Annotated in this window: 24 protein-coding genes and 1 pseudogene; 15 read left to right on the forward strand and 10 right to left on the reverse strand. The window is 72.7% G+C overall.

The annotated features are described in order from the left end of the window. Positions 1–8: 8 nt before the first annotated feature. The 3 genes from IEZ08_RS30840 to IEZ08_RS30850 all read right to left on the reverse strand — a co-directional run bounded on the left by IEZ08_RS30840 (position 9) and on the right by IEZ08_RS30850 (position 4,668). Complete coding sequence (locus tag IEZ08_RS30840) at positions 9–1,346, reverse strand: MFS transporter (RefSeq protein WP_229803699.1); 1,338 nt, start codon at positions 1,344–1,346, stop codon at positions 9–11. A 222-nt stretch (positions 1,347–1,568) separates the two neighbouring features. Further along, positions 1,569–3,515, reverse strand: coding sequence for an N-6 DNA methylase (locus tag IEZ08_RS30845; RefSeq protein WP_229803700.1), 1,947 nt, complete (start codon positions 3,513–3,515; stop codon positions 1,569–1,571). A gap of 187 nt (positions 3,516–3,702) precedes the next feature. Then, a complete protein-coding gene (locus tag IEZ08_RS30850) occupies positions 3,703–4,668 on the reverse strand; it encodes a helix-turn-helix transcriptional regulator (RefSeq protein ID WP_068923914.1) in 966 nt (321 codons plus the stop codon). A 124-nt stretch (positions 4,669–4,792) separates the two neighbouring features. Here IEZ08_RS30850 and IEZ08_RS30855 point away from each other — a divergent pair, with 124 nt between their 5' ends. The 4 genes from IEZ08_RS30855 to IEZ08_RS30870 all read left to right on the forward strand — a co-directional run bounded on the left by IEZ08_RS30855 (position 4,793) and on the right by IEZ08_RS30870 (position 8,499). After that, on the forward strand, positions 4,793–6,331 hold the full coding sequence (locus IEZ08_RS30855; protein WP_189243510.1) for an FAD-dependent oxidoreductase: 1,539 nt from the start codon (positions 4,793–4,795) through the stop codon (positions 6,329–6,331). A 20-nt stretch (positions 6,332–6,351) separates the two neighbouring features. Further along, a complete protein-coding gene (locus IEZ08_RS30860; RefSeq protein ID WP_189243511.1) occupies positions 6,352–7,218 on the forward strand; it encodes an alpha/beta fold hydrolase in 867 nt (288 codons plus the stop codon). Positions 7,219–7,260: 42 nt separating this feature from the next. Next, positions 7,261–7,668 carry a MarR family winged helix-turn-helix transcriptional regulator gene (locus tag IEZ08_RS30865; RefSeq protein ID WP_068923917.1) on the forward strand — a complete coding sequence of 136 codons (408 nt, stop codon included), beginning with the start codon at positions 7,261–7,263 and terminating at the stop codon, positions 7,666–7,668. 81 nt (positions 7,669–7,749) lie between these two features. After that, on the forward strand, positions 7,750–8,499 hold the full coding sequence (locus IEZ08_RS30870) for an SDR family NAD(P)-dependent oxidoreductase (protein WP_068923918.1): 750 nt from the start codon (positions 7,750–7,752) through the stop codon (positions 8,497–8,499). A 13-nt stretch (positions 8,500–8,512) separates the two neighbouring features. On the opposite strand, the gene IEZ08_RS30875 is transcribed toward IEZ08_RS30870, so the two are convergent. The 3 genes from IEZ08_RS30875 to IEZ08_RS30885 are packed head-to-tail and all read right to left on the reverse strand — an operon-like array spanning position 8,513 to position 10,460. Next, positions 8,513–8,962: a hypothetical protein gene (locus IEZ08_RS30875; protein ID WP_068923919.1), complete on the reverse strand. Its 450-nt coding sequence runs from the start codon at positions 8,960–8,962 to the stop codon at positions 8,513–8,515. A 52-nt stretch (positions 8,963–9,014) separates the two neighbouring features. Continuing rightward, entirely contained in the window at positions 9,015–10,187 is a 1,173-nt protein-coding gene (locus IEZ08_RS30880; protein ID WP_189243512.1) for an NADH:flavin oxidoreductase, read from the reverse strand. Between the two features lie 9 nt (positions 10,188–10,196). Continuing rightward, entirely contained in the window at positions 10,197–10,460 is a 264-nt protein-coding gene (locus tag IEZ08_RS30885) for an MDR/zinc-dependent alcohol dehydrogenase-like family protein (protein WP_189243513.1), read from the reverse strand. Between IEZ08_RS30885 and IEZ08_RS30890 the strand changes: the two genes are divergently transcribed. From IEZ08_RS30890 to IEZ08_RS30900, 3 genes are read left to right on the forward strand one after another with little or no spacing between them, the layout of a single operon-like run. Beyond that, on the forward strand, positions 10,443–10,823 hold the full coding sequence (locus IEZ08_RS30890; RefSeq protein WP_268249383.1) for a TetR family transcriptional regulator: 381 nt from the start codon (positions 10,443–10,445) through the stop codon (positions 10,821–10,823). The genes IEZ08_RS30885 and IEZ08_RS30890 overlap by 18 nt on opposite strands. 9 nt (positions 10,824–10,832) lie before the next feature. Then, complete coding sequence (locus IEZ08_RS30895) at positions 10,833–11,972, forward strand: sensor histidine kinase (protein ID WP_189243514.1); 1,140 nt, start codon at positions 10,833–10,835, stop codon at positions 11,970–11,972. Next, a complete protein-coding gene (locus IEZ08_RS30900) occupies positions 11,969–12,625 on the forward strand; it encodes a response regulator (RefSeq protein WP_189243515.1) in 657 nt (218 codons plus the stop codon). The genes IEZ08_RS30895 and IEZ08_RS30900 overlap by 4 nt, the downstream gene beginning before the upstream one ends. A gap of 18 nt (positions 12,626–12,643) precedes the next feature. On the opposite strand, the gene IEZ08_RS30905 is transcribed toward IEZ08_RS30900, so the two are convergent. Further along, positions 12,644–13,303 carry a DUF2306 domain-containing protein gene (locus IEZ08_RS30905; protein WP_068923924.1) on the reverse strand — a complete coding sequence of 220 codons (660 nt, stop codon included), beginning with the start codon at positions 13,301–13,303 and terminating at the stop codon, positions 12,644–12,646. A gap of 173 nt (positions 13,304–13,476) precedes the next feature. On the opposite strand from IEZ08_RS30905, the gene IEZ08_RS30910 reads away from it, so the two are divergent. The 3 genes from IEZ08_RS30910 (at position 13,477) to IEZ08_RS30920 (ending at position 16,431) form a co-directional block, all read left to right on the forward strand. After that, positions 13,477–14,463 carry an NAD(P)-dependent alcohol dehydrogenase gene (locus IEZ08_RS30910; RefSeq protein WP_068923925.1) on the forward strand — a complete coding sequence of 329 codons (987 nt, stop codon included), beginning with the start codon at positions 13,477–13,479 and terminating at the stop codon, positions 14,461–14,463. Positions 14,464–14,657: 194 nt separating this feature from the next. Beyond that, the gene (locus tag IEZ08_RS30915) at positions 14,658–15,401 is read left to right on the forward strand and encodes a CHAP domain-containing protein (RefSeq protein ID WP_068923926.1); all 744 of its coding nucleotides are present in this window, start codon (positions 14,658–14,660) and stop codon (positions 15,399–15,401) included. Between the two features lie 61 nt (positions 15,402–15,462). Further along, the gene (locus IEZ08_RS30920) at positions 15,463–16,431 is read left to right on the forward strand and encodes a siderophore-interacting protein (RefSeq protein ID WP_229803702.1); all 969 of its coding nucleotides are present in this window, start codon (positions 15,463–15,465) and stop codon (positions 16,429–16,431) included. A 59-nt stretch (positions 16,432–16,490) separates the two neighbouring features. On the opposite strand, the pseudogene IEZ08_RS30925 reads toward IEZ08_RS30920, so the two are convergent. After that, positions 16,491–16,721: pseudogene (locus tag IEZ08_RS30925) on the reverse strand (phosphotransferase); the annotation flags it as partial. A 65-nt stretch (positions 16,722–16,786) separates the two neighbouring features. Here IEZ08_RS30925 and IEZ08_RS30930 point away from each other — a divergent pair. Further along, complete coding sequence (locus tag IEZ08_RS30930) at positions 16,787–17,224, forward strand: ArsR/SmtB family transcription factor (protein WP_068923928.1); 438 nt, start codon at positions 16,787–16,789, stop codon at positions 17,222–17,224. Continuing rightward, a complete protein-coding gene (locus tag IEZ08_RS30935; RefSeq protein ID WP_189243516.1) occupies positions 17,221–17,859 on the forward strand; it encodes a cation efflux transmembrane domain-containing protein in 639 nt (212 codons plus the stop codon). The genes IEZ08_RS30930 and IEZ08_RS30935 overlap by 4 nt, the downstream gene beginning before the upstream one ends. A gap of 42 nt (positions 17,860–17,901) precedes the next feature. Here IEZ08_RS30935 and IEZ08_RS30940 read toward each other — a convergent pair whose 3' ends face one another. Then, positions 17,902–19,146, reverse strand: a complete 1,245-nt coding sequence (locus tag IEZ08_RS30940) for an MFS transporter (RefSeq protein ID WP_189243517.1) — start codon at positions 19,144–19,146, stop codon at positions 17,902–17,904. A gap of 134 nt (positions 19,147–19,280) precedes the next feature. On the opposite strand from IEZ08_RS30940, the gene IEZ08_RS30945 reads away from it, so the two are divergent. Together IEZ08_RS30945 and IEZ08_RS30950 are read left to right on the forward strand one after the other, a co-directional pair. Next, positions 19,281–20,216: a LysR family transcriptional regulator gene (locus tag IEZ08_RS30945; protein WP_189243518.1), complete on the forward strand. Its 936-nt coding sequence runs from the start codon at positions 19,281–19,283 to the stop codon at positions 20,214–20,216. A 96-nt stretch (positions 20,217–20,312) separates the two neighbouring features. Further along, entirely contained in the window at positions 20,313–20,945 is a 633-nt protein-coding gene (locus tag IEZ08_RS30950) for a LysE family translocator (RefSeq protein WP_068923932.1), read from the forward strand. Positions 20,946–20,971: 26 nt separating this feature from the next. On the opposite strand, the gene IEZ08_RS30955 is transcribed toward IEZ08_RS30950, so the two are convergent. Then, positions 20,972–21,559: a VOC family protein gene (locus tag IEZ08_RS30955; protein WP_084780187.1), complete on the reverse strand. Its 588-nt coding sequence runs from the start codon at positions 21,557–21,559 to the stop codon at positions 20,972–20,974. A gap of 245 nt (positions 21,560–21,804) precedes the next feature. On the opposite strand from IEZ08_RS30955, the gene IEZ08_RS30960 reads away from it, so the two are divergent. Further along, on the forward strand, positions 21,805–22,293 hold a 489-nt coding region (locus IEZ08_RS30960), incomplete at its 3' end, for an LLM class flavin-dependent oxidoreductase (protein ID WP_189243519.1).

A 22,293-nucleotide genomic window follows, 5' to 3' on the forward strand; every position in this document is an offset into this window, starting at 1 on the left:
CGTCGCCGTCAGGCGCCGGGCTCCGCGCGGGCGGACTCCAGCACCCGCGCGGCGTCGCGCTCGAAGAAGCCGCGGGCGGAGAGGCTGAGCAGGCCGCCGAGCACCATGGGCACGATCAGCACGTACATGGCGGTGACCAGGGAACCGCTCCGGTCGGAGGCGATGCCCACGGCCAGCGGCCCGAACGCCGAACCGGCCGCCAGGAGCAGCTGCAGGACGGCGAAGCCGAGCCCGCGCGAGGCGGCGGCGACCACGTCGGCGAGGGAGGCGGTCATGTTGGGGATGGCCGTCGCGGACAGGAACGCCGACAGCAGCAGCAGCACGACGAACACGGTCAGCGAGTCCATGGCGATGGCCAGGCCCTGGACCAGCGAACCCAGGGTGATGCCGACGCCGCCGACGAGCAGCCGGCCGCCCTTGCGCGTGCCGTGCACGCGCCGGCCCAGCCACGCGCCGACCAGGGTACCGCCCACCACTCCGGCCACGGTGATCAGGCCGGCCAGGGAGCCGGCGGCGGCGGTGTCGACGCCGAACTTCCGGACCATCAGGGTGGGCAGCCAGAAATGGATCCCGGCGAGACCGAGGGTGAGCAGCATCAGCCCGACGCTGACCACGGTGAGGGTGGGAATCCGCAGGACCTCGCGGAACTGGCTGCCGAACCGGAGGCGGTCGGACAGCCGCTCGGCGACGCCGGCGACCTCGGCGGAGCGCGGCGCGGACGGCCCGGGGACGGGAACCGGCTCCTCGGATCCGCGGGCGACCACCCGGTCCAGGAACCCGCGGGAGGGCTCCCGCAGCCACCAGACGAGCAGGGCGGTCAGCACCCCGGGGATGGCCATGATCATGAAGGCGGTGCGCCAGTCTCCGAAGGCCTTGCCCAGCACGCCGCCGAGCGCGGTGCCGAACCCGCCGAGGTAGGTGGTGAGGCGGACCAGCCCGTACGCCTTGGCCCGCGTGACCGGGGGGTAGTAGTCGGCGATCAGGCTGCCGGAGGCGGGGTTGTCGATGCTCTCGGCCGCCGCCAGGAAGACCCGCATCGCGTAGAACACGGCGAACCCGGTGGCCAGTCCCGACCCCAGGGTGGCCAGTCCCCAGCAGAAGACGACGACGGCGATGATCCGGGTGCGGCTGTACCGGTCGGCCAGGTACCCGGCGGGCAGGGTGACGACCGCCGCGGCCAGCGCGGAGGCGGCGGGGATGGACCCGGCGACCGTGTCGCTGATCCCCCACTCCGCCTGGATGTACGGCAGCAGGCCGGACAGCAGGTTGTGCTCGATCCGGTCGACCAGCCCGACCAGGAACAGCACCGCCAGGGGCGCCCACCCGTAGGGGGCGTGATCCTTCACGCTGATCCCCCGCCGCGGAGGCGCTCCCAGCCCCCGGCGCGGCGTTCCCCGGACTCCGTGTTCCCCGGTGACGACCTCGGCCAATGCACTCTCCTGCGCTGGGGTGCCGGAAGGCACGCGACGTGCGGGCCCACACCAGAAGGAAGCTCTAAAACTTCGTTCTAGTAGGTGCCCATAAAGTGCCATAAATCACATCCGTTTTACAGAGGCAGTCAGTAGCGGTCAGAGGACATCCCGTGACGGGCCTGGCCCTGCCTCCGGATCCGGCTGGAGTTTCCCGCTGGCGAGGCCGTCGAGCGCGAGACGGCTCAGCAGTTCCCCCGCCGCGCCCGCCCGGCGCAGCGCCTCCTCGAAACGTTCCAACCTCTGGAAGGCCCGCCCGTACCGCCGCTGCTCGGCGAGCGGCAACCGGGGCAGCTGCGTACGGCGCACGTCCACGCGGGCGGCCCCCGGCGCCGAGCCGGCCGGCTGCCGGGCCGAGGCCCTGAGGAACCCGGCGACGAAGTGGGGGTCGAAGAGCTCCGGGTCGAGCCGGATGAGGACCAGCTGGGGGCCGAGCGCGGTCTTCTCCTCGATCACTCTCGCGGCCGGCGTCCGGGTGGAGAGGGAGGTGACGACGTCGCCCGGTTGCGCGACGACCAGGCCGGGCCCGCCGGTCCCCCGGCCGGTCGCGGCCCGCCCCAGCACCACGTCCTGGGCGGTCAGCACCGCCAGCTCCCCGGGGCCGGGCTCCGTCCGCAGCGGACCCGGGACGATCTGCAGACTCCCCGCCCGCGCCAGCTCGCCCAGAGAGATCATGGAGAAGGGATCGCGCGGCGACTCGCTTCCCGTGGGCAGCAGGCCGGTCAGCTCGGCGGTCGCGCTCAGCAGCTCCTCCCGGGCCCCGGCCATCCCGCCGGGGCTGGTCACCGGCCTGACCAGGTAACGCCCCGGGGTGAGATCCACCTCGTCGTCGAGCAGATCGACGACCGGGACGGCACGACCGCCCGGCACCGTCTCACGTCGCGGGTCCGTCACGAAGGAGTGCCAGGTCGGGACCACGGCCTCCGGTGACACGGTGGCGTCGATCATCAGCACGTGCGAGGGGACCTGGTCCTCGGCGGCCGGCCGCCGCAGCAGCCACAGGTGGGGCGGCATCGCCGACTGGGGCGCCGCGCCGGAGGGCAGGGCCACCACGGCGCGCAGCGCGCCCGCCCGGATGAGCTGGGAGCGGATGCGCCGTCCGGACCTGCGGCCGGCGGCGGCCGGCGGCATGAGGACCACCACCTGCCCGCCCGGGCGGGCGTGGGCCAGGCAGTGCTGGACCCAGGCCAGCTCGGACTCGCCGCGCGGCGGCAGGCCGTACCGCCAGCGCGGGTCACCGGCCAGTTCCTCGTATCCCCAGCCGCGCTCGCTGAACGGCGGGCTGCACAGTACGGCGTCGGCCTGGAGGCCGGGGAACGCGTCACCGGTCAGGGCGTCCCCCCGGCGCACGTCGGAGTCGATGCCGCGCACCGCCAGCCGGGCGCCGGCGAGCCGGGCCGTGGCCGCGTCGCGTTCCTGGCCCACCGCCCTGACCTTCCCGGGCTCGCTCCCGGCGGCGATCAGAAGCCCGCCGTGGCCGCACGACGGGTCGAACACCTCCCCCGTCCACGGCTGGATCAACGCCGCCATGAGCTGGGCGACCTCGGGAGAGATCTCCTGGATCCGGCGCGAGTGCGCCTCGGTGTAGCGGGTGTAGAGGAACTCCACGGTCTCCTCGCGCCCGCGGGCCTCGGCCAGCGCGGCGGTGGCGCGGATCAGCGGCACGTCGCCCTCGGCCGCCACCAGCTCGGGGAGGGCCTGGGCGATCTCGGAGTCCTCCCCCCGCAGAAGCGTTCCCAGCCTCCGGTGCGCGACGGCCGCGGCCAGCCGGCTGACGAGGGAGAGCAGCCGCAGGTCGTCGGCCGAGTTGCGGACCCGCTGCCAGAGGAGCTCGTCCTCGGGGAGTCGCTGGAGCTTTCCCTGGGCGCGCAGCCAGGTCTCGACCTCCGCGAGCGAGAACAACGGGCTGGAGGCGGTGCCGCCGACGGGCGCGGGGAAGTCACCGAACCGGCGGCGCCAGTTGCTCACCGCTGCCCGCCCGACCCCCGCAAGCCTGGCGATGTCCCCCGCGGTCACCGTCGCGCCGCCCTCCGAGATCACTCTCACCCCTCCACTCGAACCGGAAGCCCTCGCCGAGGTCCTCGCCGCGCGCGCCGCGCCTCCCCGGCACCGGTCGGCGAAAGCGGCTCAGACGTGCATCTTCGCACCCTCTGCGGTCTGTTTCCCACCTAACCTGTACCGGTTCCGAAACAACCGGCGCGGGCGGAGGTCTCCTCGTCCGGCGCGCCGCCTTCTACCGGGTCCGGTCGCCCCTGTTGTCCTCGAACAGGTCCCGGGTACGGCGCAGCAGCGCCTCCCGCACCGGGTCCGGTGACAGGACCCGCAGTGTGGTGCCCAGACCGAGAAGGTAGTCGGCGAGCTGGTCGGCGTCGTTGCCGCCGATTTCGACGACGGTGGCGTCGGGGCCGTCCGGGCGGTGGGAGCCGATCGTCGGCGGGATCAGCCGTAGCGCCCGGTCCAGGGGGTGCGGTAGCCGGACCGTCGCATACAGCGGGTACACGACGCCCGCGATGCCCCGGGAGACGAGGAGCGCCGGGTCGGGCGGGTCGGGGATTTCGACCGCGTGTCCGGTCGGCTCCACCTGTACCACCCGGTCGGCCCGGAACGTCCGCCACTGGTCCCGGGCCACGTCCCGGGCGACGAAGTACCAGCGGAGCCCCGTGAACACCAGGCGATAGGGGTCGACGTCCCGGACGGTGGCCTTCCCCGCGTGGTCTCGGTAGGACAGGCGGGTGCGCTCACCGCGGCGGCAGGCGGAGGCCAGTTCCAGTAGCGTGCCGGGCGAGATCTGACGGCCCCCGGGCCTGGGGGTGTGGACGAAGACGGCGTCCATCTCGCCCAGCCGGCCTGCGGTCCGAGGCGGCAGCACCGCCCGTAGTTTCAACAGCGCCGACAGCGCGGCCTGGTCGCCGCCGAGGACGCCGCTGAGCGCGGCCTCGCGCAGTGCGACGGCCACGGCGAGCGCCTCCTCGTCATCGAGGATCAGCGGCGGCACCCGGGTGCCGCCGCCGAGGCGGTAGCCGCCCCACGGTCCGGGGTCGGACTCGACGCCGTAGCCGAGTTCCCGCAGCCGGGCGATGTCCCGCCGGACCGTGCGGTCGGTGACCGCCATCCGCTCGGCCAGCTCCCGGCAGGTCCACGCCGGCCGGGTGGACAACAAAGAGACCAATCGCAGCAGGCGGGCGGAAGTACTGATCACATCCTGAAGTGTCCCCGATGACCGGGACCGCACCTGTCCCGGTCCCGCCAGTGGAAAAGCGGGCGTGGCCCAAGCACCTCACCCGCCGAGGTGAGATATCCCGGCGGCCGGGCAGGGACAGCCCATGACGACGCGATCCTTCTGGATGGAATCAGCGGAAGGGCGGGCGTATCCGGCGCTCACCCAGGACATCGAGGCCGACGTCGCCGTGGTGGGCGCGGGGATCGCCGGGCTGAGCGCGGCCTGGGAGCTCACCAGGGCCGGCCGGTCGGTGGTGGTGCTGGAGGCGGGACGCGTGGCGGCGGGGGTCACCGGGCACACCACGGCCAAGCTCTCCGCCCAGCACACCCTGATCTACGCGAAGCTGAGGAAGTCCGCCGGGAAGGAGGCCGCCCACCTCTACGCCCGGTCCCAGCAGGAGGCGGTCGAGCACCTGGCGCGGACCGCCGCCGAACTCGGGATCGACTGTGACCTGGAGCGGGTCCCCGCGTTCACCTACACCGAGTCGCCGGACGAGGTCGGGGAGATCCGCGCGGAGGCGGAGGCCGCCGCGGAGGCGGGGCTGCCGGCCGCGTTCACGACCGAGTCCGCGCTGCCGTTCCCGATCGCCGGAGCGGTGCGGGTGGAGGACCAGGCGCAGTTCCACCCCCGCAAATACCTCCTCGGGCTCGCCGAGGCAGTGGTCTCCCGCGGCGCGGCCGTCTTCGAGGACACCCGGATCGTGGCGCTCGACGAGGGCACGCCGTGCCGTCTGCGCACCTCCACCGGGGTGACGGTCACCGCCCGGGACGTCGTCGTCGCCACCCACTACCCCGTGTTCGACCGGGCCCTGCTGTTCGCCAGGATGGAGCCCCGGCGCGAACTGGTCGTCGCCGCTCCCATCCCGGCCGGGAGCGATCCCGGTGGCATGTTCATCACCCCCGAGCAGAACACCCGCTCGGTCCGGACCGCGCCCTACGGGGACGGGCGGCGCCTGCTGATCGTCACCGGTGAGCACTTCAAGCCGGGTTCCGGCGGGGTCGGCGAGCGCTTCGACCGGCTGGCCGCGTGGACGGCCGAGCGGTTCGGCGCGACCGAGATCGTCTATCGCTGGGCGGCCCAGGACAACACCACCACCGACGGACTGCCGTTCGCCGGACCCCTGCACGTGGGCGCCCGCCACACCTATGTGGCCACCGGCTTCGCCGGCTGGGGCATGAGCAACGGCGTCATGGCGGGCCTGCTGCTCGCCGACCTGATCACCGACCGGAAGAGTCCCTGGGCGCGGCTGTACGACCCGCGGCGGCTGCACCCGCTCCGGGAGGCCGGCCCGGCGCTGCGGATGCAGGCGTCGGTCGCGGCCCACTTCGTCGGGGACCGGCTGGGCTCGAAGCCGGCGGACGCGGTGGACCGGCTCGCCGCCGGGCAGGGCGCGGTCCTGAAGGTGGGCGGCAAGCAGTGCGCGGTCTACCGCGACGACGACGGCCGCATCCACGCCGTCTCGGCCGTCTGCACCCACCTGGGATGCATCGTGGGCTTCAACGACGCCGAGCGCACCTGGGAGTGCCCCTGCCACGGCTCGCGGTTCGACGTGGACGGGCAGGTCCTGCAGGGACCCGCCACCGAACCCCTCGACCGGTTCGAGCTGCCGGACGCCGAGACGCAGCGTCCCGCGATCCAGTGAGGACGGCGGGGAACGCGGTCATGCGGAGGATCAAGGGGGACGGCGTCGAACTGGCCGTCTACGAGCGGGGCGGCGGCCCGGCGCGGCCGGTCGTGCTCCTGGTGCACGGCTACCCGGACGACCACCGGATCTGGGACCGGGTCGCGGAGCACCTGTCCGGCCGGTTCCACGTGGTGACCTACGACGTCCGGGGCGCCGGGGCCTCGGACCGGCCGCGCGGGCGGGAGCCGTACGCCTTCGCCCATCTGCTGGCCGACCTGCGCGCCGTGATCGACGCGGTGAGCCCCGGACGGCCGGTGCACCTGGCCGGGCACGACTGGGGGTCCATCCAGGGGTGGGAGGCGGTGTGCACGATGCCGGAGCGGTTCGTGTCCTTCACCTCGATCGGCGGACCCTGCCTCGACCACGCGGGCCACTGGTTCCGGGAGGCGGGCCGGGCGCAGACCGTGCGGCAGCTGCTGGCCTCCTGGTACATCGGCTTCTTCCGGCTGCCGCTCCTGCCGGAGCTGTTCTGGCGCTCCGGGCTCGGCGGGCGGCTGCTCGCCCTGGCCGCAGGGCACCGTCCCTCCTCCCGGCACGACGCGGTGGCGGGCCTGGGGCTCTACCGCGCGAACATCCGCCCCCGGACGCGCCACCCGCTGGAGCGGCGCACCACGGTGCCGGTGCAGGTCGTCGTACCGATCCGGGACGCCTACGTGACACCGGACCTCGCCGAGGCCGCCCGGCGCCGGATCCCCGGCGCCGGGATCCGCAGGTTCGACGCCCCGCACTGGATGCCGGAGACCCACCCCGGTCCACTCGCCCGCCTCATCGCCGAACACGCCGAACACGCCGAGCGGGCAGAGCGGGCCGGGCGGGCCGCCGCGGGCGAGCGGTCCACCGGATGAGGCCTTGCCCCGAAAAACATTAAGTGGTTAACTGATCTCGGAATGGAGAACGGTTACTCGCTGCTGGACAGCACGCTGTACGCCATGGTCGTGCACCTCGGCTCCCACAAGCGCCGGATCGCGGCCGGGCTGGAGAGGCTGGGCCTGCACCTGGGCCAGGAGATCTATCTGGCCCAGCTCTGGCGCGAGGACGGGCTGTGCCAGGGGCGATTGGCCGGGTGCGCCAAGGTGTCGGCCGCCAACGTCACCCAGGTGCTGCGCGGCCTGGAGAGGCAGGGCCTGGTGGTACGGCGCCGCGACGAGGCGGACGGCCGGGTCCAGCGGATCTGGCTGACCGACGAGGGCCGGGCCCTGGAGGGGCCGGTGACCGAGGTCTGGCGGAACGCCGAGGCCGACTGGCTCGCGGGCCTGACCCCGGAGCAGCGTGAAGCGATCTCCCGTCTGCTGTGAGGGCCCCCACTGCTCCGGAGCATAATCCGGGCAACTAGTTAACCAGTTAACAACATTTAGTTAATCACTTAAGAGGTTGACATGGATCTGGGATTGAAGGGCCGTACGGTGATCGTGACCGGCGCCACCGGCGGCATCGGGCGGGAGATCGCCCGGGGCTACGCCGCCGAGGGGGCCGACGTCGTCCTCACCCACCGGGACACCCCCGGCGAGGCCGGGAAACTGGCCGAGGAGGTCGGCGGCCTGGCCCTGCCGTACGAGATGGGCGACCCCGCCTCGGCCGCCGCCCTGGTGACCGGGGCGCTGGAGCGGACCGGCAGGATCGACGTGCTGGTCAACAACGCGGTCCGCTGGGGCGGTCGCGCGCCCCGGCCGGACGCCTCGTTCGAGGACGTGGCCGACGACGAGTGGCTGGAGACGATCCGGCACAACATCGAGGGCGCCCTGCGGCTCAGCCGTCTGGCCGCCCCCGTCATGCGCGAGCGCGGCTTCGGCAGGCTCGTGCACGTCTCCTCCGGCATCGTCACCGAGGGCATGGCGGGCGGCGAGTACTACGGGGCCGCCAAGGGCGCGCTGCACGGCTTCAGCCGCTCGGCGGCCTTCAGTCTCGGCCGCGACGGCGACATCCTGTCCAACGTGGTCATGCCGGGATTCACCAGGACCGCGCGGAACGGCGAGATGGCCGCGGCCGTGGGGCACCGGTACAGCGCCCGGGCCCCGATCGGGCGGCTGCTGGACGCCGCGGAGGTCGCCAACGCGGTCGTCTATCTGGGCTCGGCCGCCAACACCGGCATCACCGGCCAGGTCATCGCGGTCACCGGCGGCGTCTGACCCGGCACCGGCCCTAACGCGGCCGGGGGCGGCTGTTCCAGCGGGAGGAGCGGAACAGGTCGCGGCGCTGGAGGAGGTAGGCGAGCTTGGCGGCGGCGACCCGGACGGTCTCCTCGTGGCGGTGGCGCCTGGCGGGGGCGACGGCGCTCCACTGGTCGAGCGCGTGGGCCATCTCGTCGGCGACCTCGCCGATCACCCGGTAGCGGGTGCCGAAGGCGTGCAGATCACCGTGGACCTCGCCGACCAGGTCCTCGTCCACCCGGCGGGTCAGCGGCCTGATCTTCTGGAGGATGCCCGCCTCCATCGCCGCGGTCACCGGGGCCCGGCGGGCGTCGCCCTCGGGGATCATGACGAGGGCCCGCACCCGGGCCAGCGCCAGGGCCCGCTCGGCCTCGGGGGTCGAGGGATGCTCGGCGAGGTCCAGCAGGCGGCGCAGCGTCTCCTGCGTCTTGTCGTCGAACATCCGAGAACCCGTCCCCGTCGCGTGGTGTCCGGCACATGCTATTCGACCGGGACTATTCGACCAGGACGCAGCGGGTTCTGCGGTAGGTGGTCGGCATGCACCGATTGCAATGGATACAGGCGGATACGACGGTCCTGTCCTTGCGGACGCGGTCGGGCAGATCGGGCTCCATGAGCAGGGCCCGGCCCATCGCGGCGAACGCGAAGCCCTCCCTCATGGCCAGGTCCATGGTCGCGGCGCCGGTGATCCCGCCGAGCAGGACCAGCGGCGTCCGCAGCGCGGCGCGGAAGGCGCGGGCGTCGTCCAGGAGGTAGGCGTCCCGGTAGGGGTAGGCGCGCAGGAGCCTGCCGCCCAGCAGGCGCACGCCCAGCCGCTGCGGCTGCGGGAAGACCGCGGCGAAGTCCTTCAGCGGGGCGTCACCCCGGAACAGGTACATCGGGTTGAGCAGCGAGCTGCCGGCGGTCAGCTCGATGGCGTCGAGGCTGCCGTCCTCCTCCAGCCAGGCCGCGACCTGCAGGCTCTCCTCGGGCACGAGGCCGCCGCGGACCCCGTCGTCCATGTTGAGCTTGGCGAGGATCGCGATCCGGTCGCCGACGGCGTCGCGCACGGCGCGCGTCACCTCCCGCGCCAGCCGGGCGCGGCCCGCGAGGCCGCCGCCGTACTCGTCGCCGCGTCTGTTGAGGCGGGGGCTGAGGAAGGCGCTGACCAGGTAGTTGTGACCGAGATGGACCTCCACCGCGTCGAAGCCCGACTCCGCGGCCAGCAGCGCCGCCTCGGCGTGGGCGCGGACGATCCGGTCGATGTCGGCCCTGGTCGCCGCGCGGGTCGCGGTCATGCCCAGCGGGTTGAACCGCCGGGACGGCCCCAGCGCGGGGAGCCGGGTGGAGGCCGGGTTCGCCACCGGCCCGGCGTGCCCGATCTGCGCGGAGACGGCCGCCCCCTCGGCGTGTACGGCCTCCGCCAGGCGGCGCAGCCCCGCCACGGCCTCGGGGCGCATCCAGATCTGCTTGCGCGTGGTACGGCCCTCCGGGGCGACCGCGCAGTAGGCCACCGTGGTCATCGCCACTCCCCCGGCGGCCGTCCGCCGGTGGAACTCGATCAGGTCGTCGGAGACCAGCGCCTCGGGGGTCCTGCCCTCGAAGGTCGCGGCCTTGATCAGGCGGTTGCGCAAGGTGATCGGCCCGAGCTTCGCGGGGGCGAAGACGTCGGCCGGGTTCCCGGTCATGACCCCTGTCTACCAAACAAGCGCTTGCCTGCAACAGTCCTCCGCCACCACCCCGGCCAGCGCCCAGCCCCGCACCGCGACCTTCGGCCTCGCCAGACCGAACGCGATCCGCGCGGCGTACGGCCGTCCGGTCATGCAGATCCACACACCCGGGTCCACCCCGGCGGCGCGCACCCGGACCAGCACCTCGTTCTCCCCGATCGGCGGCCGGTCCACCTCACGCAGCCGGAGCACGTCCGCCGAACCGTACACGTCCTGAACGATCACTCTCATCCCGTCTCCTCTCCTGGGCGCGCGTCCAGCTCAGCCGGGAGCAGGTGCTGCGCGGTCGCGGTCGCCGACCGGGCCGGGATCGCTTCGGTGACGATCCGCTCGCTCGCCCAGGAGCTCGGCGTCAAGCCGATGTCGCTCTACTACTACGTGGCGAACAAGGAGGAGATCCTCGACGCCCTCGCCGCGTGGATCCCCGGTGACCGCGGAACCCCCTCCCCTGCCCCCCCTCCCGGCATCGGCGGACCAGGAGCCGTCCGGGGTTCGAGAGCACCCGCGGCGGAACGCGCAAGAGACGCGGAAGGGGCGCGGAAGGGACATCGCGCCGCATCCGGCGGTGATCCGCGGCGGAACCGGCTCTCGTAGCATGGTGGGGTGCACCGCTTCCTTCGCTCCGTGTGGAACGAGCCCCGCCCCCCTCACCCACCGGCGCGGGTGTGGCGCGACTGGGCGCTCGTGGGGGTGATCGTGCCGGTCGCGGTGCTCGAAGGGGTCCTGCGGCCGGACCTTCCGTGGCGGATCCCCTCCGTGGTCCTCACCGTGGCGCTGGTTCCCACGCTGCTGTGGCGCCGGACCAGGCCGCTGGCGATGCTCGTCGTCGTCTTCGCCGTCACGAGCCTGGCCCCGCTGCTGATGGGCGGTGACGCCGTCGAGACGTACACGATGGCGTACATCCTGGTCCTGGTCTACGCGCTGTTCCGGTGGGGGTCCGGGCGCGAGGCCGTGATCGGGCTGACGATCATGCTGGTCTCGGTCCCCGTGTCGATACTCCTCGGCCGCACCGCCCCCGCCGACATGATCGGCGCGTTCACCTTCATATTCGCGGTCGTCGCCGCGGCCGGGACGTTCCGGTACCGGGCCGGGGCGAGGATGCGCGAGCTCGACCAGGTCAAGCTGCTCGAACGCGAGCAGCTCGCCCGCGACCTGCACGACACCGTCGCCCATCACGTCTCGGCGATGGCGATACGCGCCCAGGCGGGTCTGGCCACCGCGGCGTCGCAGCCCGACGCCGCGGCCGACGCGCTCCGCGTGATCGAGGCCGAGGCGTCGCGCGCCCTCGCCGAGATGCGCGCCATGGTCCGCGTCCTGCGCCTGAACGAACCGGCGGAGCGGGCGCCCGGCCGGACCGTCACCGACCTGCGGCAGCTCGCCGGCCGGCCCCTCACCGGCCCGTCCGTCGATGTGGAGATCGCGGGCGACCTCGGTGACCTCTCCCCGTCGGTCGAGGCCGCGGTCTACCGCATCGCGCAGGAGGCGGTCACCAACGCCAGACGGCACGCGCGGCACGCCACCCGCGTCGAGGTCCGCGTCGACGCCGACGACACCTCGGTGCGCCTGCGGGTCAGCGACGACGGCGACGGCGGCTCCGGCCGCCCGGCCGCGTCGCCGGGGTACGGCCTCATCGGCATGGCGGAACGCGCCGACCTGCTCGGCGGCACCTGCCACGCCGGCCCGGGTCCCGGCCGGGGCTGGACCGTCACCGCCGTGCTCCCCCGGGCCGGGGCGGCGGCATGAGCATCCGCGTGATCGTCGCCGACGACCAGGAGATCACCCGCACCGGGCTCAGGATGATCCTCGACGCCCAGCCGGGCATCGAGGTCGTCGGCGAGGCCGCCGACGGGCGGCGGGCCGTCGAGCTCGCACGGCGCCTGCGCCCCGACGTGTGCCTGTTCGACATCCGCATGCCCGGCCTCGACGGCATCGAGGCCACCCGCTCCCTCGCCGGACCGGCCGTCGAGGACCCCCTCGCCGTGGTCGTCATCACCACCTTCGACCTCGACGAGTACGTCTACGCAGCGCTCAGGGCCGGCGCCCGGGGTTTCCTCCTCAAGGACGCCGGCCCCGACCTGCTCGCCCAGGCCATCCGCGCCGCCGCCAACGGTGACGCGCTCATCGCCCCGAGCGTCACCGCGCGGCTGCTCGACGCCTTCGCCGTCGCCGGGCGCGCCTCGCCCGCGGCGCAGCCCGTCGAGGCGCTCACGGACCGGGAGGAGGAGATCCTCCTCACCGTGGCGCGCGGGCGGACCAACAAGGAGATCGCCACCGAGCTGCACATCTCTCTCAGCACGGTCAAGAGCCACATCGCGAGCCTGATGACCAAGCTCGGGGTGCGCAACCGCGTCGAGATCGCCATGTGGGCCTACGAGACCAACCGCGTCAGGAACTGATCCGGATCGGCTCCCGCGTCAGGAACCGGCGCGGGCGCGGGCGCCGTTCCCGCGGATGATCCATTCGGCCATCGCGAGGTTGATCGCCCAACCGGCGCCCATGAGGAGCGCCCTGCTGGTCTCGCCCGGCTCGCCGAAGATCAGAAACCAGGGCAGGTTGGTCAGCACCTGCGTGCCCGCGCCGAGGCCGATCGCGTATCCGCGGATCATCCAGGCGCGGTGCCGGGTGACGTCCCGCCGCCGGATCGCGGCGAGGCCGAGGACGATGGACAGGGCCATGGCCGAGCCGAACACGAGCCGGAAGCCGCTGAGCAGAGCGCCGTCACCGTCGGGGAGGGGATAGAACAGGGTCATCCACAGTCCCGAGAGCGCCGCGAGAAGCCCGCACGGGACCAGGATCCGCCCCGCGGCGCGGTGCCAGCCGGGCCTGCGGCGGCGGAAGCCGGGCGCGAACTGGAAGGCGCCCAGCAGGCCGTACACGCTGACGGTGAGGATGTGCAGCACGACGGGCACGGGCGCCGCGAAGAACCGCGCGTTCTGGGCCGTGATCTCGGCGCCCGCGGTCAGTTCGCCGAGCCGGACCGCGCCGGCGATCACGGGAACGGCGCAGAGAGCGATCAACCCGGCGGGCACGAGCCATCCCGTCCTGGCGGAGGACGTCAACGTCACATCGGTCATGACTCGATCGTGACGGCCGGGGCGGTGGCGGCTCATCGATAGAACGGCCCGATCCGAGCCGTCCGATCGGCCATGGAGAAGTCGTACTTTCGGCTGTTGAGCCGCCTCTCGGAGCGCGGAGACACTTCACTCGCACACCGCTCCCGCACCCCGCAGCGAATCTGGAGAATGCGATGAAGGCGTTCGTTCTACGCTCGTACGGCCCGCCCGACGGCCTCGACCTCACCGAGATCGACACACCCTCACCCGGCGACGACGAGGTGCTGGTCCGGGTCCGGGCCACCTGCGTCCAGCCGGCCGACTGGCATCTCATGAGGGGCGAACCGTACGTCGCGCGCCTGATGCCCGGCCCCCTCGGACTGCGCAAGCCGAAGGTCGAGATCCTGGGCGCCGACATCGCGGGGCGGGTCGAGGCGGTCGGGAAGGATGTGACGGAGTTCCGCCCCGGCGACGAGGTGTTCGCGATGCCCAAGCAGGGCGGCTTCGCCGAGTACGTGTGCGTGCGGGAGAGCGAGCTGGCGCCGAAACCGGCGAACCTCTCGTTCGAGCAGGCCGCGGCGGTTCCGCTGTCGGCCCTCACCGCCCTGCTGGCCCTGCGCGACCAGGGACGGATCCGGCCGGGGCAGCGGGTCCTCGTCAACGGCGCCTCGGGAGGCGTCGGCACGTTCGCCGTGCAGATCGCCAAGGCGTTCGGCGCGGAGGTGACGGGCGTCTGCGGCACGCGGAACACGGACCTGGTCCGGTCGATCGGCGCGGACGAGGTCATCGACTACACCAAGGAGGATTTCACGCGGGGCGAGCGCCGCTACGACCTGCTCCTGGACATCGTGGGGAGCCGCCCGGGGTCGGCCTGCCGCCGGGTGCTGACCCGGAAGGGGACCTACGTCGTCATCGGCGGTCCGCCCGGCCGGTGGCTGCAGCCCGTCGGGCACTTCTTCGGTGCGCTCGCGGCGGGGCCGTTCGTGTCCCAGAGGCTCCTCCAGGCGGACGTGATCGGGGCCACCGAGAACAAGCGGAACCTGATGACCCTGACCGAGCTCATCGAGGCCGGCAAGGTCACCCCGGTCATCGACCGGCGCTACCCGTTCGAGGAGATCCCGGCGGCCATCAGGTACCAGGAGGAGGGCCACACCACGGGGAAGGTCGTCATCGCGGTCTGAGCCCCGCAGGCCGCGTACAGCAGACGGCATGGTAGACGGTGTGGCGCTCCGCGTCGCGTCATCCATCAAATCCGGCATTCATCACCCAATCGCCCGACTTATCCGTGTTCACCTGAATAAAGTTCGGCTTGATCGGACGGTGACCACCGCCTTCGCGGAAGGGCGGAGGCGAGGGGACGGAGCGGCGGGCGCCCATGGATCGGATCGGGGACGATCTGCTGAAGGTCATGGTGGCGGAGCTCGGCTACCGCGAAGGCGCCGGGCAGCGCACCAAGTTCGGCGAGTGGTACTCCACCCACATGGTCCAGGACTCCCAGTACCGTACGGCCCCCTGGTGCGACATGTTCATCGCCTGGGCGGCGGAGCGGGCGGGGGTGGAGGAGTATGTCGGACAGTTCGCCTGGACCCCCTCGCACGCCCGCTGGTTCGAGACCCAGGGCGCCTGGTCGGCCACGCCGGAGCCGGGGGCGCTGGTCTTCTTCGACTGGTCGGGCGGGAAGGACATCAAGGGAGTGGACCACGTCGGCGTGGTCGAGCGGGTGGAGGGTGGAACGATCCACACCATCGAGGCGAACGTCGACCGGGTCTGGCTGAAGCGCAAGGCCCGCGACGAGAGCAAGGTCGTCGGCTACGGGCTGCCCCGCAAGGTCGCGGAGAACCTCAGACAGGGACCCGGCGATGATCCCGCCCCTCCCCAGGTCGAGGTGACCCCGGCGCCCGCCGCCGGCACCGCGTCCCTCATCCTGTACGACACGGAGGGGACGTTCCCGCTCCTGGAGCCCTTCCCGCTGGCGACGCTGATCGCCTTCGTCCTCGGCTGGACGTTCCTCGTCGCCAAGTGGCACCCCCGCCCTCCGGCGGGCGGCCGGCACCGCAGACGGAGCGAGCGGGGCCCGCGGGACACACCTGGATCCCGGCGCTCCGCACGAGTTGATTAATTAGGATAGGCAAAGCTAAGTTGCTCTCGGAGGCATCCCCGAACGAAGGCGGCGAATCACCGTGAGCATCGAGCAGTCCCTGGAGCAGGCCGAGACGCGGGCCGCCGGGAGCACCGCGGCAGAGGGTGAGGAGATTCCCTCCTTCCGGGCCTTCCACCTCCAGGTCCTGCGGACGCGGCGGCTCAGCCCGAGCTTCATGCGGATCACCTTCACCGGTGACGACCTGGACTCCTTCGCCGACAACGGCTTCGACCAGCGGGTCAAGGTGATCCTCCCGCTGGCCGACGGCACCTTCACCCCGATCGGCGACGACTCCGACTGGTACCTCCGGTGGCGGGCGCTCCCCGAGGCGCTGCGCAACCCGATCCGCACCTACACCGTGCGCGCCGTACGGCAGGAGCCGCTCAAGCCCGCGGAGCTCGACATCGACTTCGTGCTCCACGGCGACACCAGCCCCGCGTCCCGGTGGGCGACCTACGCCGCCCCCGGCCACCGCGTCGTGGTGATCGGCCCCAACGCCGCCTTCCCCGGCCCAGCCGGCGGCCAGGAGTGGGCGCCCCCGGCCGGGACGTCCCGCATCCTGCTGGCAGGCGACGAGACCGCGGTCCCGGCGATCGCCTCGATCGCCGAGTCCCTCCCCGCGGACGCGCGGGCCCGGGTGCTGCTGGAGGTGCCGGAGGCCGCCGACGCGCTCCCCCTCTCCGTCCCGCCGGGAGTGGAGGTCACGTGGCTGCCCCGCGAGGGCGCCCGCCACGGTGACCTGCTCGTGCCCGCCGTACGCGAGGCCCTCACCGGACTCGGCGTGTCCGGCGGCGCGCAGGAGACCCTGGAGGACGTCGACGTGGACGCCGAGATCCTCTGGGAGGTGCCCGAGGCCGCTCCCCGGGACGGCGGCTTCTACGCCTGGCTGGCCGGTGAGGCCGGGGTGGTCAAGACGCTCCGCCGCCACCTGGTGCAGGAGGCCGGGGTCGACCGCTCGTCGGTGGCCTTCATGGGCTACTGGCGGATGGGCCGCTCCGAGATCGACTAGACCTGTGCCGGAGGGCGCCCGCACGCCGCGAGGAGCGCCGGGCCGGTCCATCCGGGCGCGGCGGCGGCATCCTCCGCGGCGCGCGTGACGGGGGCCTGGTCGGCAGGCTCGCCCGGCACCCAGGTGGTGACGATCCAGGGTCGCGGAAACCGCGCGGAGGGCTCGCCGAGGCGCTGCGGGACCGGGACCGGCAGCGGGAGGCGCGGGGCGAGAGCGGGCAGCCAGGCGTGCTCCTTGCGCAGCAGCTCCCGCACCAGCTCCGCGCTGATCTCGATCTCGATGTGAGTCATGCGAAGCAACGGTAGCCGGATACCCCTCTTGCGTTCACATCGTCATATATGAATATCATCACCATATGACGATTGATGGTGGTGCCGGCTCCTGTATCAACACCGACATCGCCGCCGGTGTCCCCCCGGCGGCCGCGTTGTTCCACTCCCTGGCCGACGAGACCCGGCTGCGCATCGTGCAACGCCTGGCCCGCGGCGAAGCCCGGGTGGCGGACCTGACGGCCGAGCTCGGGCTGGCCCAGTCCACCGTCTCCAAGCACCTCGCCTGCCTGCGCGACTGTCACCTGGTCGACTTCCGCGCCGAGGGGCGGCAGTCGTTCTACTCCCTCACCCGGCCCGAGCTGCTGGACCTGCTGACCTCGGCCGAGCTGCTGCTGGCCGCCACCGGCCACGCCGTGGCACTGCGCCCCGCACTCGCCGCCGGCGCCGATCCCGGTGCCGGTGCCGACGACCCGGCAGACGGTGACGGCGCCGCGCTCACGGCCGGAGGGGCACCGGCATGACCGCGCTCAACCTGCCCGGCCCCTCCCCCGCGCGGCACACGCTGCTGGCGCGCCGCATCCGGCTGCTGGTCGCCGCCACCATCACCTACAACGTCGTCGAGGCGGCCGTGGCCATCACGGCCGGCACCGTCGCCTCCTCGGCGGCGCTGATCGGCTTCGGCCTGGACTCCATCGTCGAGGTCGCCTCCGCCGCCGCGGTGGCCTGGCAGTTCTCCGCCGCCGACCATGAGCGCCGGGAGAAGACGGCGCTGCGCGTCATCGCCGTCTCGTTCTTCGCGCTGGCCGCCTACGTCACCTTCGACGCCGTACGCGCGCTGCTGGGCGCCGGGGAGGCCGGGCACTCCACTCCGGGGCTGATCCTGGCCGCGCTGTCGCTGGTGATCATGCCGTTCCTGTCGTACGCCCAGCGCCGCGCCGGCCGCGAACTCGGATCGGCCTCGGCCGTGGCCGACTCCAAGCAGACCCTGCTGTGCACCTATCTGTCGGCGGTACTGCTGGCGGGCCTGGCGTTCAACAGCCTGTTCGGCTGGTCCTGGGCCGATCCGCTCGCCGCGCTGGTGATCGCCGCGGTCGCGGTCAAGGAGGGGTGGGAGGCCTGGCGCGGTGACACCTGCTGCCGGAGCGACGCCATCTGAGTACGGGCGGATCCTCCTCGGCCTGAAGGCCGGGGCCTTCGGTCAGGCGCGGTCCGGTGCCGGCTCCGTCTCGGCGGGGGGCGCCGTGGCGCGCCGGGGCAGCAGCAGCGGGGTCGCCAGCAGGAGCACCCCGGCCAGGCCGATGGCCGTGCGCGGGCCGAGCAGGCCGCCCAGTACGCCCCAGACAGCCGTCAGGAGCGCGGTCGACGCCTTGGTCGTCACCGCCCAGGCGGACAGCGTGCGGGCGACCCGGCCGGTCGCGGTGCGCTCGAGGCGGTAGGTGGCGTAGACGGGATTGAAGACCGCGCAGCAGAAGATGAGCCCGAGTTCGACGCCCATCACCAGCAGCAGCCCTCCGGTGCCCGGTCCTGGAAAGGCCAGGCCGATGGGCCAGACCGCGCGCAGCGTCCCGGCCAGGACCAGGACCCGGTGCTGGCCGAACCGGGTGACGAGCGGCCGGGCCAGCCGAGCGCCGAGCAGCCCGCCGAGCGCGGGCGCGGCGAAGGCGAGGCCGTACTGCCACGGCGCGAACCCGAGGTGGCCGAGCATCAGGACGGCCAGCAGCGCGTCGGCGGCCATCACCAGGCCGTTGAACACGGCGGTGTTGAAGAACAGCGGACGCAGCACCGCGTCGGCGAGGATGTGGCGCCAGCCGTCGAGCAGGTCTCCGGCCCGCACGCGCGCGGTCTCCCGATGCGCGGGCCGCGGCTCCCGGCCGCCCATCGCGCGGATGCCCAGGGCCGAGAGCAGGTAGCTGACCGCGTCCGCCGTCACCGTCGCCGCCGGACCGAGGAGCCCGATCGCGGCACCGCCCAGCGGCGGTCCGATGATCGTGGTCGCCCAGGCCGCAGACTCGAACCGGGCGTTGGCGATGAGCAGGTGCTCGGCCGGGAGCAGCGTCTTCAGGTACGCCCCGGAGGCGGCGCGGAAGGTGATGTCGGCCGCCGCGACGACGATTGAGACCAGCAGGAGCTGGACGAAGGAGAGCACGCCGAGCGCGAACGCGACGGGGATCGTCAGCAGTGCCGCGAACCGCGCCAGGTCCGTCCCGATCAGCACCGGCCGCTTGCGGCGGAACTCCGTCCACGGGCCGAGCGGCACCGCCACGGCCGCGCCCGCCAGAGCTCCCGCCGCCGACAACGCCGCGACCTCCACCGGTCCGGCGTGCAGCACCTGGATGGCGATCAGCGGGAACGCGCCGAAGGCCAGCCACGTGCCGAGCGCGCTGATCCCGTACGCCCCCCAGAGCCACCCGAACTGCCGCCCCAACCGGTGCCCGTTCCGCATGCCCGACGCTCCTCGCCACTCATCCGCACAACCGAATCGCGATCGCAGGCATCAAAGCGCACGTCGAATCAGGAGATCAAACAACCGATAGACCGTACGGACACAACCAGGAGTTGTATCTGTAGGGTGTCCACATGGATCTCGCCGCCGTCCGGACCTTCGTCGCCGCCGCCGACGCGGGGCAGTTCCAGGAGGCCGCCGCCGAGCTGGCCGTCACCCAGCAGGCCGTCTCCAAGCGCATCGCCGCACTGGAGCGCGACCTCGGCGTCCGGCTGTTCACCCGCACGCCGCGCGGCGCCGAACTCACCATCGACGGCCAGGCGTTCCTGCCCCACGCCCGCGAACTGCTGCGCGCCGCCGGCCGGGCGGTCGCGTCCGTGCGCCCCGGCAGCCGTCCGCTGCGCGTCGACGTGATCACCTCGCGCGGCGCGCCGTCGGGTCTGATGCGCGACTTCCACCGCGCGCACCCCGAGATCGAGCTCGACGTGGTGATGTTGTTCGACATCGGCGCGGCCGTCGCCGCCATCCGATCCGGCGCGATCGACGCGTCCTTCCGCGCCGTCGCCGCGCCCGGCCGCCCCCTTCCCGAGGACGTCGAGTCCGTCCGGGTGCTCGACGAGCCGCTCCAGCTCCTCACCGGTCCCGCCCACGCGCTGGCGTCCGCCCGGTCGGTGACCGTCGCCCAGCTCGCCGGGCACCGCATCTGGATGCCCGGCATCGTCCCCGGTACCGAGTGGGCCGCCTACTACGACGACCTCGTCGCCGGGTTCGGCCTCACCATCGAGGCGACCGGCCCCAACTTCGGCTCCGACGCGCTCCTCGACACCGTCGCCGACACCCCGGCCCTGGCCACTTTCATGGGCGGGCAGACCCGCCTGGTCTGGCCCGCCGACCACGGCCTGCGCCGCATCCCGGTGACCGACCCCACGCCCGTCTACCCGCACTCGCTCCTGTGGCACCGCGACAATCCCCACCCCGCGCTGCCCACCCTCCGCGGCCACCTCGCCGCCGCAGCGGCCGACCACGGCGCCGCCGGGACCTGGGTGCCGGACTGGACGATCCCGCGCTGAACGCCGCCTCGGCGGGCCGGGCCGACGGCCCGGTCCCTCCGCATATCTCGCGATATCTCGCATGAGGCGCTCCCGCGACTCTGACAGGATGGGATCATGCCTATCGACCCCCACCTCCTCGCCCTCTTCACCGTGACCACGATCGTCGCCATGATCACGCCGGGACCGGACATGTTGTTCGTGCTGGGGTGCGGGATGCGCGGCGGTCCGCGCGCCGGCCTGCTCGCCACGGCCGGCGTGGCGAGCAGCGAGGCCGTCCACGTCGCCGTGGCCGCCGCGGGACTGGCCGCCTTGTTCGAGGCGGTGCCGCTCGCGTTCACGGTCGTGCGGATCGTCGGAGCCGCGTATCTGATCTATCTCGGCGTCCAGATCCTCCGCAACCGCGGCAACGGCGACCTCGAGACGGCCGCCACCGGTGGAGGGATGTCAGGCCGCCGCGCGTATCTCAGCGGTCTGATGACCAACCTGCTGAACCCCAAGATGGTCACCTTCACGATCGCCTTCCTGCCCCAGTTCATCGATCCGGCGCTGGGACAGGTGTGGCTGCAGTTCACGATTCTCGGCGCCATTCTGATCGCGCTGGAGTTCCTGGTCGACGGCACGGTCGGCGTGCTCGCCGGGCGGATCGGCGGCTGGCTGCGCGCCCGGCACACCGCCCGGCGCCGCATCGACACCGCCACGGGCGGCATCTTCGTCGGGCTCGGGGTGAAGCTCGCCGTCGAGAACTGACGCGCGCGCCGTCCGGCGGCCTGTCGTCACAGCACCTTGTTCCCGTACATCTCGCCGAGCGGGTCGGCGATGAGTTCGATGCGGGCCCCGTCGGGGTCCCGGAAGTACACCGAGACATCGCTGTGGATCGCGTACTCGACGCCCGCGCCGTCGAGGCGGCGCACGATCTCCTCCCAGCGCCGAGGTTCCACCGAGATCGCGAGATGGTGCAGGCCGCCGAGGACCTCGGCGTACGGGCCGACGTCGAGGCCGGGGAAGTCGAAGAAGGCCAGGAGGTTGTGGTTGCCGATGTCGAAGAAGAAATGCGAGGAGCCGGGGTAGTCGCGGTTCTCGATCAGCTCGGTGAGCGGGAAGCCGAGCAGGTCCTGGTAGAACCGGACGGTGCGCTCGACGTCGCCGCTGATCAGTGCGGTGTGGTGCAGGCCCCGGGCGGTGGACGGCTCCCGTTCGGCGGGCGGTCGGAGGTGGGTGTCCCGGATGCGCCGGCGCTCGGCTTCGAGCGAGGCCAGATCGGTCCCGGTCGCGTCAGTCCCGGTCCTGTCGGTCCCGGTCGCGTCAGTCCCGGTCGTCTCGGTCTCGGTCGCGTCAGTCCCGGTCCTGTCGGTCTCGGCCATGGGTCCTCACTTACTGGTTCGCGGCGGCGGACGGCACGTACCGCCTGTACCCCGGCACCCGGTGCGACGGACGCCCCTTGAAGGGTCTCTGACCTGCGGCCAGAGAGTCGCATCGATCGTTTACCCGGTCAATCGCGCACCGGACCTCGCCGGGTACGGGCTCGCCGTCCGCGAAATAAATGACGTGTCATACATGTTGCACCGACAGCATATGACAGGTCATCTACAAGTGGACGGGGAACGCCATGCAGTTCGGTGTCTTTTCGGTCAGCGACCTCACCACCGATCCCACCACCGGCCGTGCGCCCAGCGAGGCCGAGCGGATCCAGGCGATCGTCACGATCGCCAAGAAGACCGAGGAGGCCGGCCTGGACGTGTTCGCCCTGGGTGAGCACCACAACCCGCCGTTCTTCTCGTCCTCCCCCACCACGACGCTGGGCTACATCGCCGCGCAGACCCGGCGGCTGCAGCTGTCCACCGCGACCACGCTGATCACCACCAACGACCCGGTGAAGATCGCCGAGGACTACGCCATGCTCCAGCACCTGGCCGGCGGGCGCGTCGACCTCATGCTGGGCCGCGGCAACACCGCGCCCGTCTATCCCTGGTTCGGCCAGGACATCCGCAACGGCATCCCGCTGGCCGTCGAGAACTACGCGCTGCTGCACAAACTATGGCGCGAGGACGTGGTCGACTGGCAGGGCCGCTTCCGCACACCCCTGCAGGGCTTCACC

Source organism: Planobispora rosea, from assembly GCF_014648175.1.
GTDB classification, from domain to species: Bacteria; Actinomycetota; Actinomycetes; order Streptosporangiales; family Streptosporangiaceae; genus Planobispora; species Planobispora rosea.

Coding starts and splice junctions, on each gene's coding strand:
- IEZ08_RS30855 (WP_189243510.1), top strand. CDS start 4,793: ATGACGACGCGATCCTTCTGGATGGAATCAGCGGAAGGGCGGGCGTAT.
- IEZ08_RS30860 (WP_189243511.1), top strand. CDS start 6,352: ATGCGGAGGATCAAGGGGGACGGCGTCGAACTGGCCGTCTACGAGCGG.
- IEZ08_RS30865 (WP_068923917.1), top strand. CDS start 7,261: ATGGAGAACGGTTACTCGCTGCTGGACAGCACGCTGTACGCCATGGTC.
- IEZ08_RS30870 (WP_068923918.1), top strand. CDS start 7,750: ATGGATCTGGGATTGAAGGGCCGTACGGTGATCGTGACCGGCGCCACC.
- IEZ08_RS30875 (WP_068923919.1), bottom strand. CDS start 8,962: ATGTTCGACGACAAGACGCAGGAGACGCTGCGCCGCCTGCTGGACCTC.
- IEZ08_RS30880 (WP_189243512.1), bottom strand. CDS start 10,187: ATGACCGGGAACCCGGCCGACGTCTTCGCCCCCGCGAAGCTCGGGCCG.
- IEZ08_RS30885 (WP_189243513.1), bottom strand. CDS start 10,460: ATGAGAGTGATCGTTCAGGACGTGTACGGTTCGGCGGACGTGCTCCGG.
- IEZ08_RS30900 (WP_189243515.1), top strand. CDS start 11,969: ATGAGCATCCGCGTGATCGTCGCCGACGACCAGGAGATCACCCGCACC.
- IEZ08_RS30905 (WP_068923924.1), bottom strand. CDS start 13,303: ATGACCGATGTGACGTTGACGTCCTCCGCCAGGACGGGATGGCTCGTG.
- IEZ08_RS30910 (WP_068923925.1), top strand. CDS start 13,477: ATGAAGGCGTTCGTTCTACGCTCGTACGGCCCGCCCGACGGCCTCGAC.
- IEZ08_RS30915 (WP_068923926.1), top strand. CDS start 14,658: ATGGATCGGATCGGGGACGATCTGCTGAAGGTCATGGTGGCGGAGCTC.
- IEZ08_RS30930 (WP_068923928.1), top strand. CDS start 16,787: ATGACGATTGATGGTGGTGCCGGCTCCTGTATCAACACCGACATCGCC.
- IEZ08_RS30935 (WP_189243516.1), top strand. CDS start 17,221: ATGACCGCGCTCAACCTGCCCGGCCCCTCCCCCGCGCGGCACACGCTG.
- IEZ08_RS30940 (WP_189243517.1), bottom strand. CDS start 19,146: ATGCGGAACGGGCACCGGTTGGGGCGGCAGTTCGGGTGGCTCTGGGGG.
- IEZ08_RS30945 (WP_189243518.1), top strand. CDS start 19,281: ATGGATCTCGCCGCCGTCCGGACCTTCGTCGCCGCCGCCGACGCGGGG.
- IEZ08_RS30950 (WP_068923932.1), top strand. CDS start 20,313: ATGCCTATCGACCCCCACCTCCTCGCCCTCTTCACCGTGACCACGATC.
- IEZ08_RS30955 (WP_084780187.1), bottom strand. CDS start 21,559: ATGGCCGAGACCGACAGGACCGGGACTGACGCGACCGAGACCGAGACG.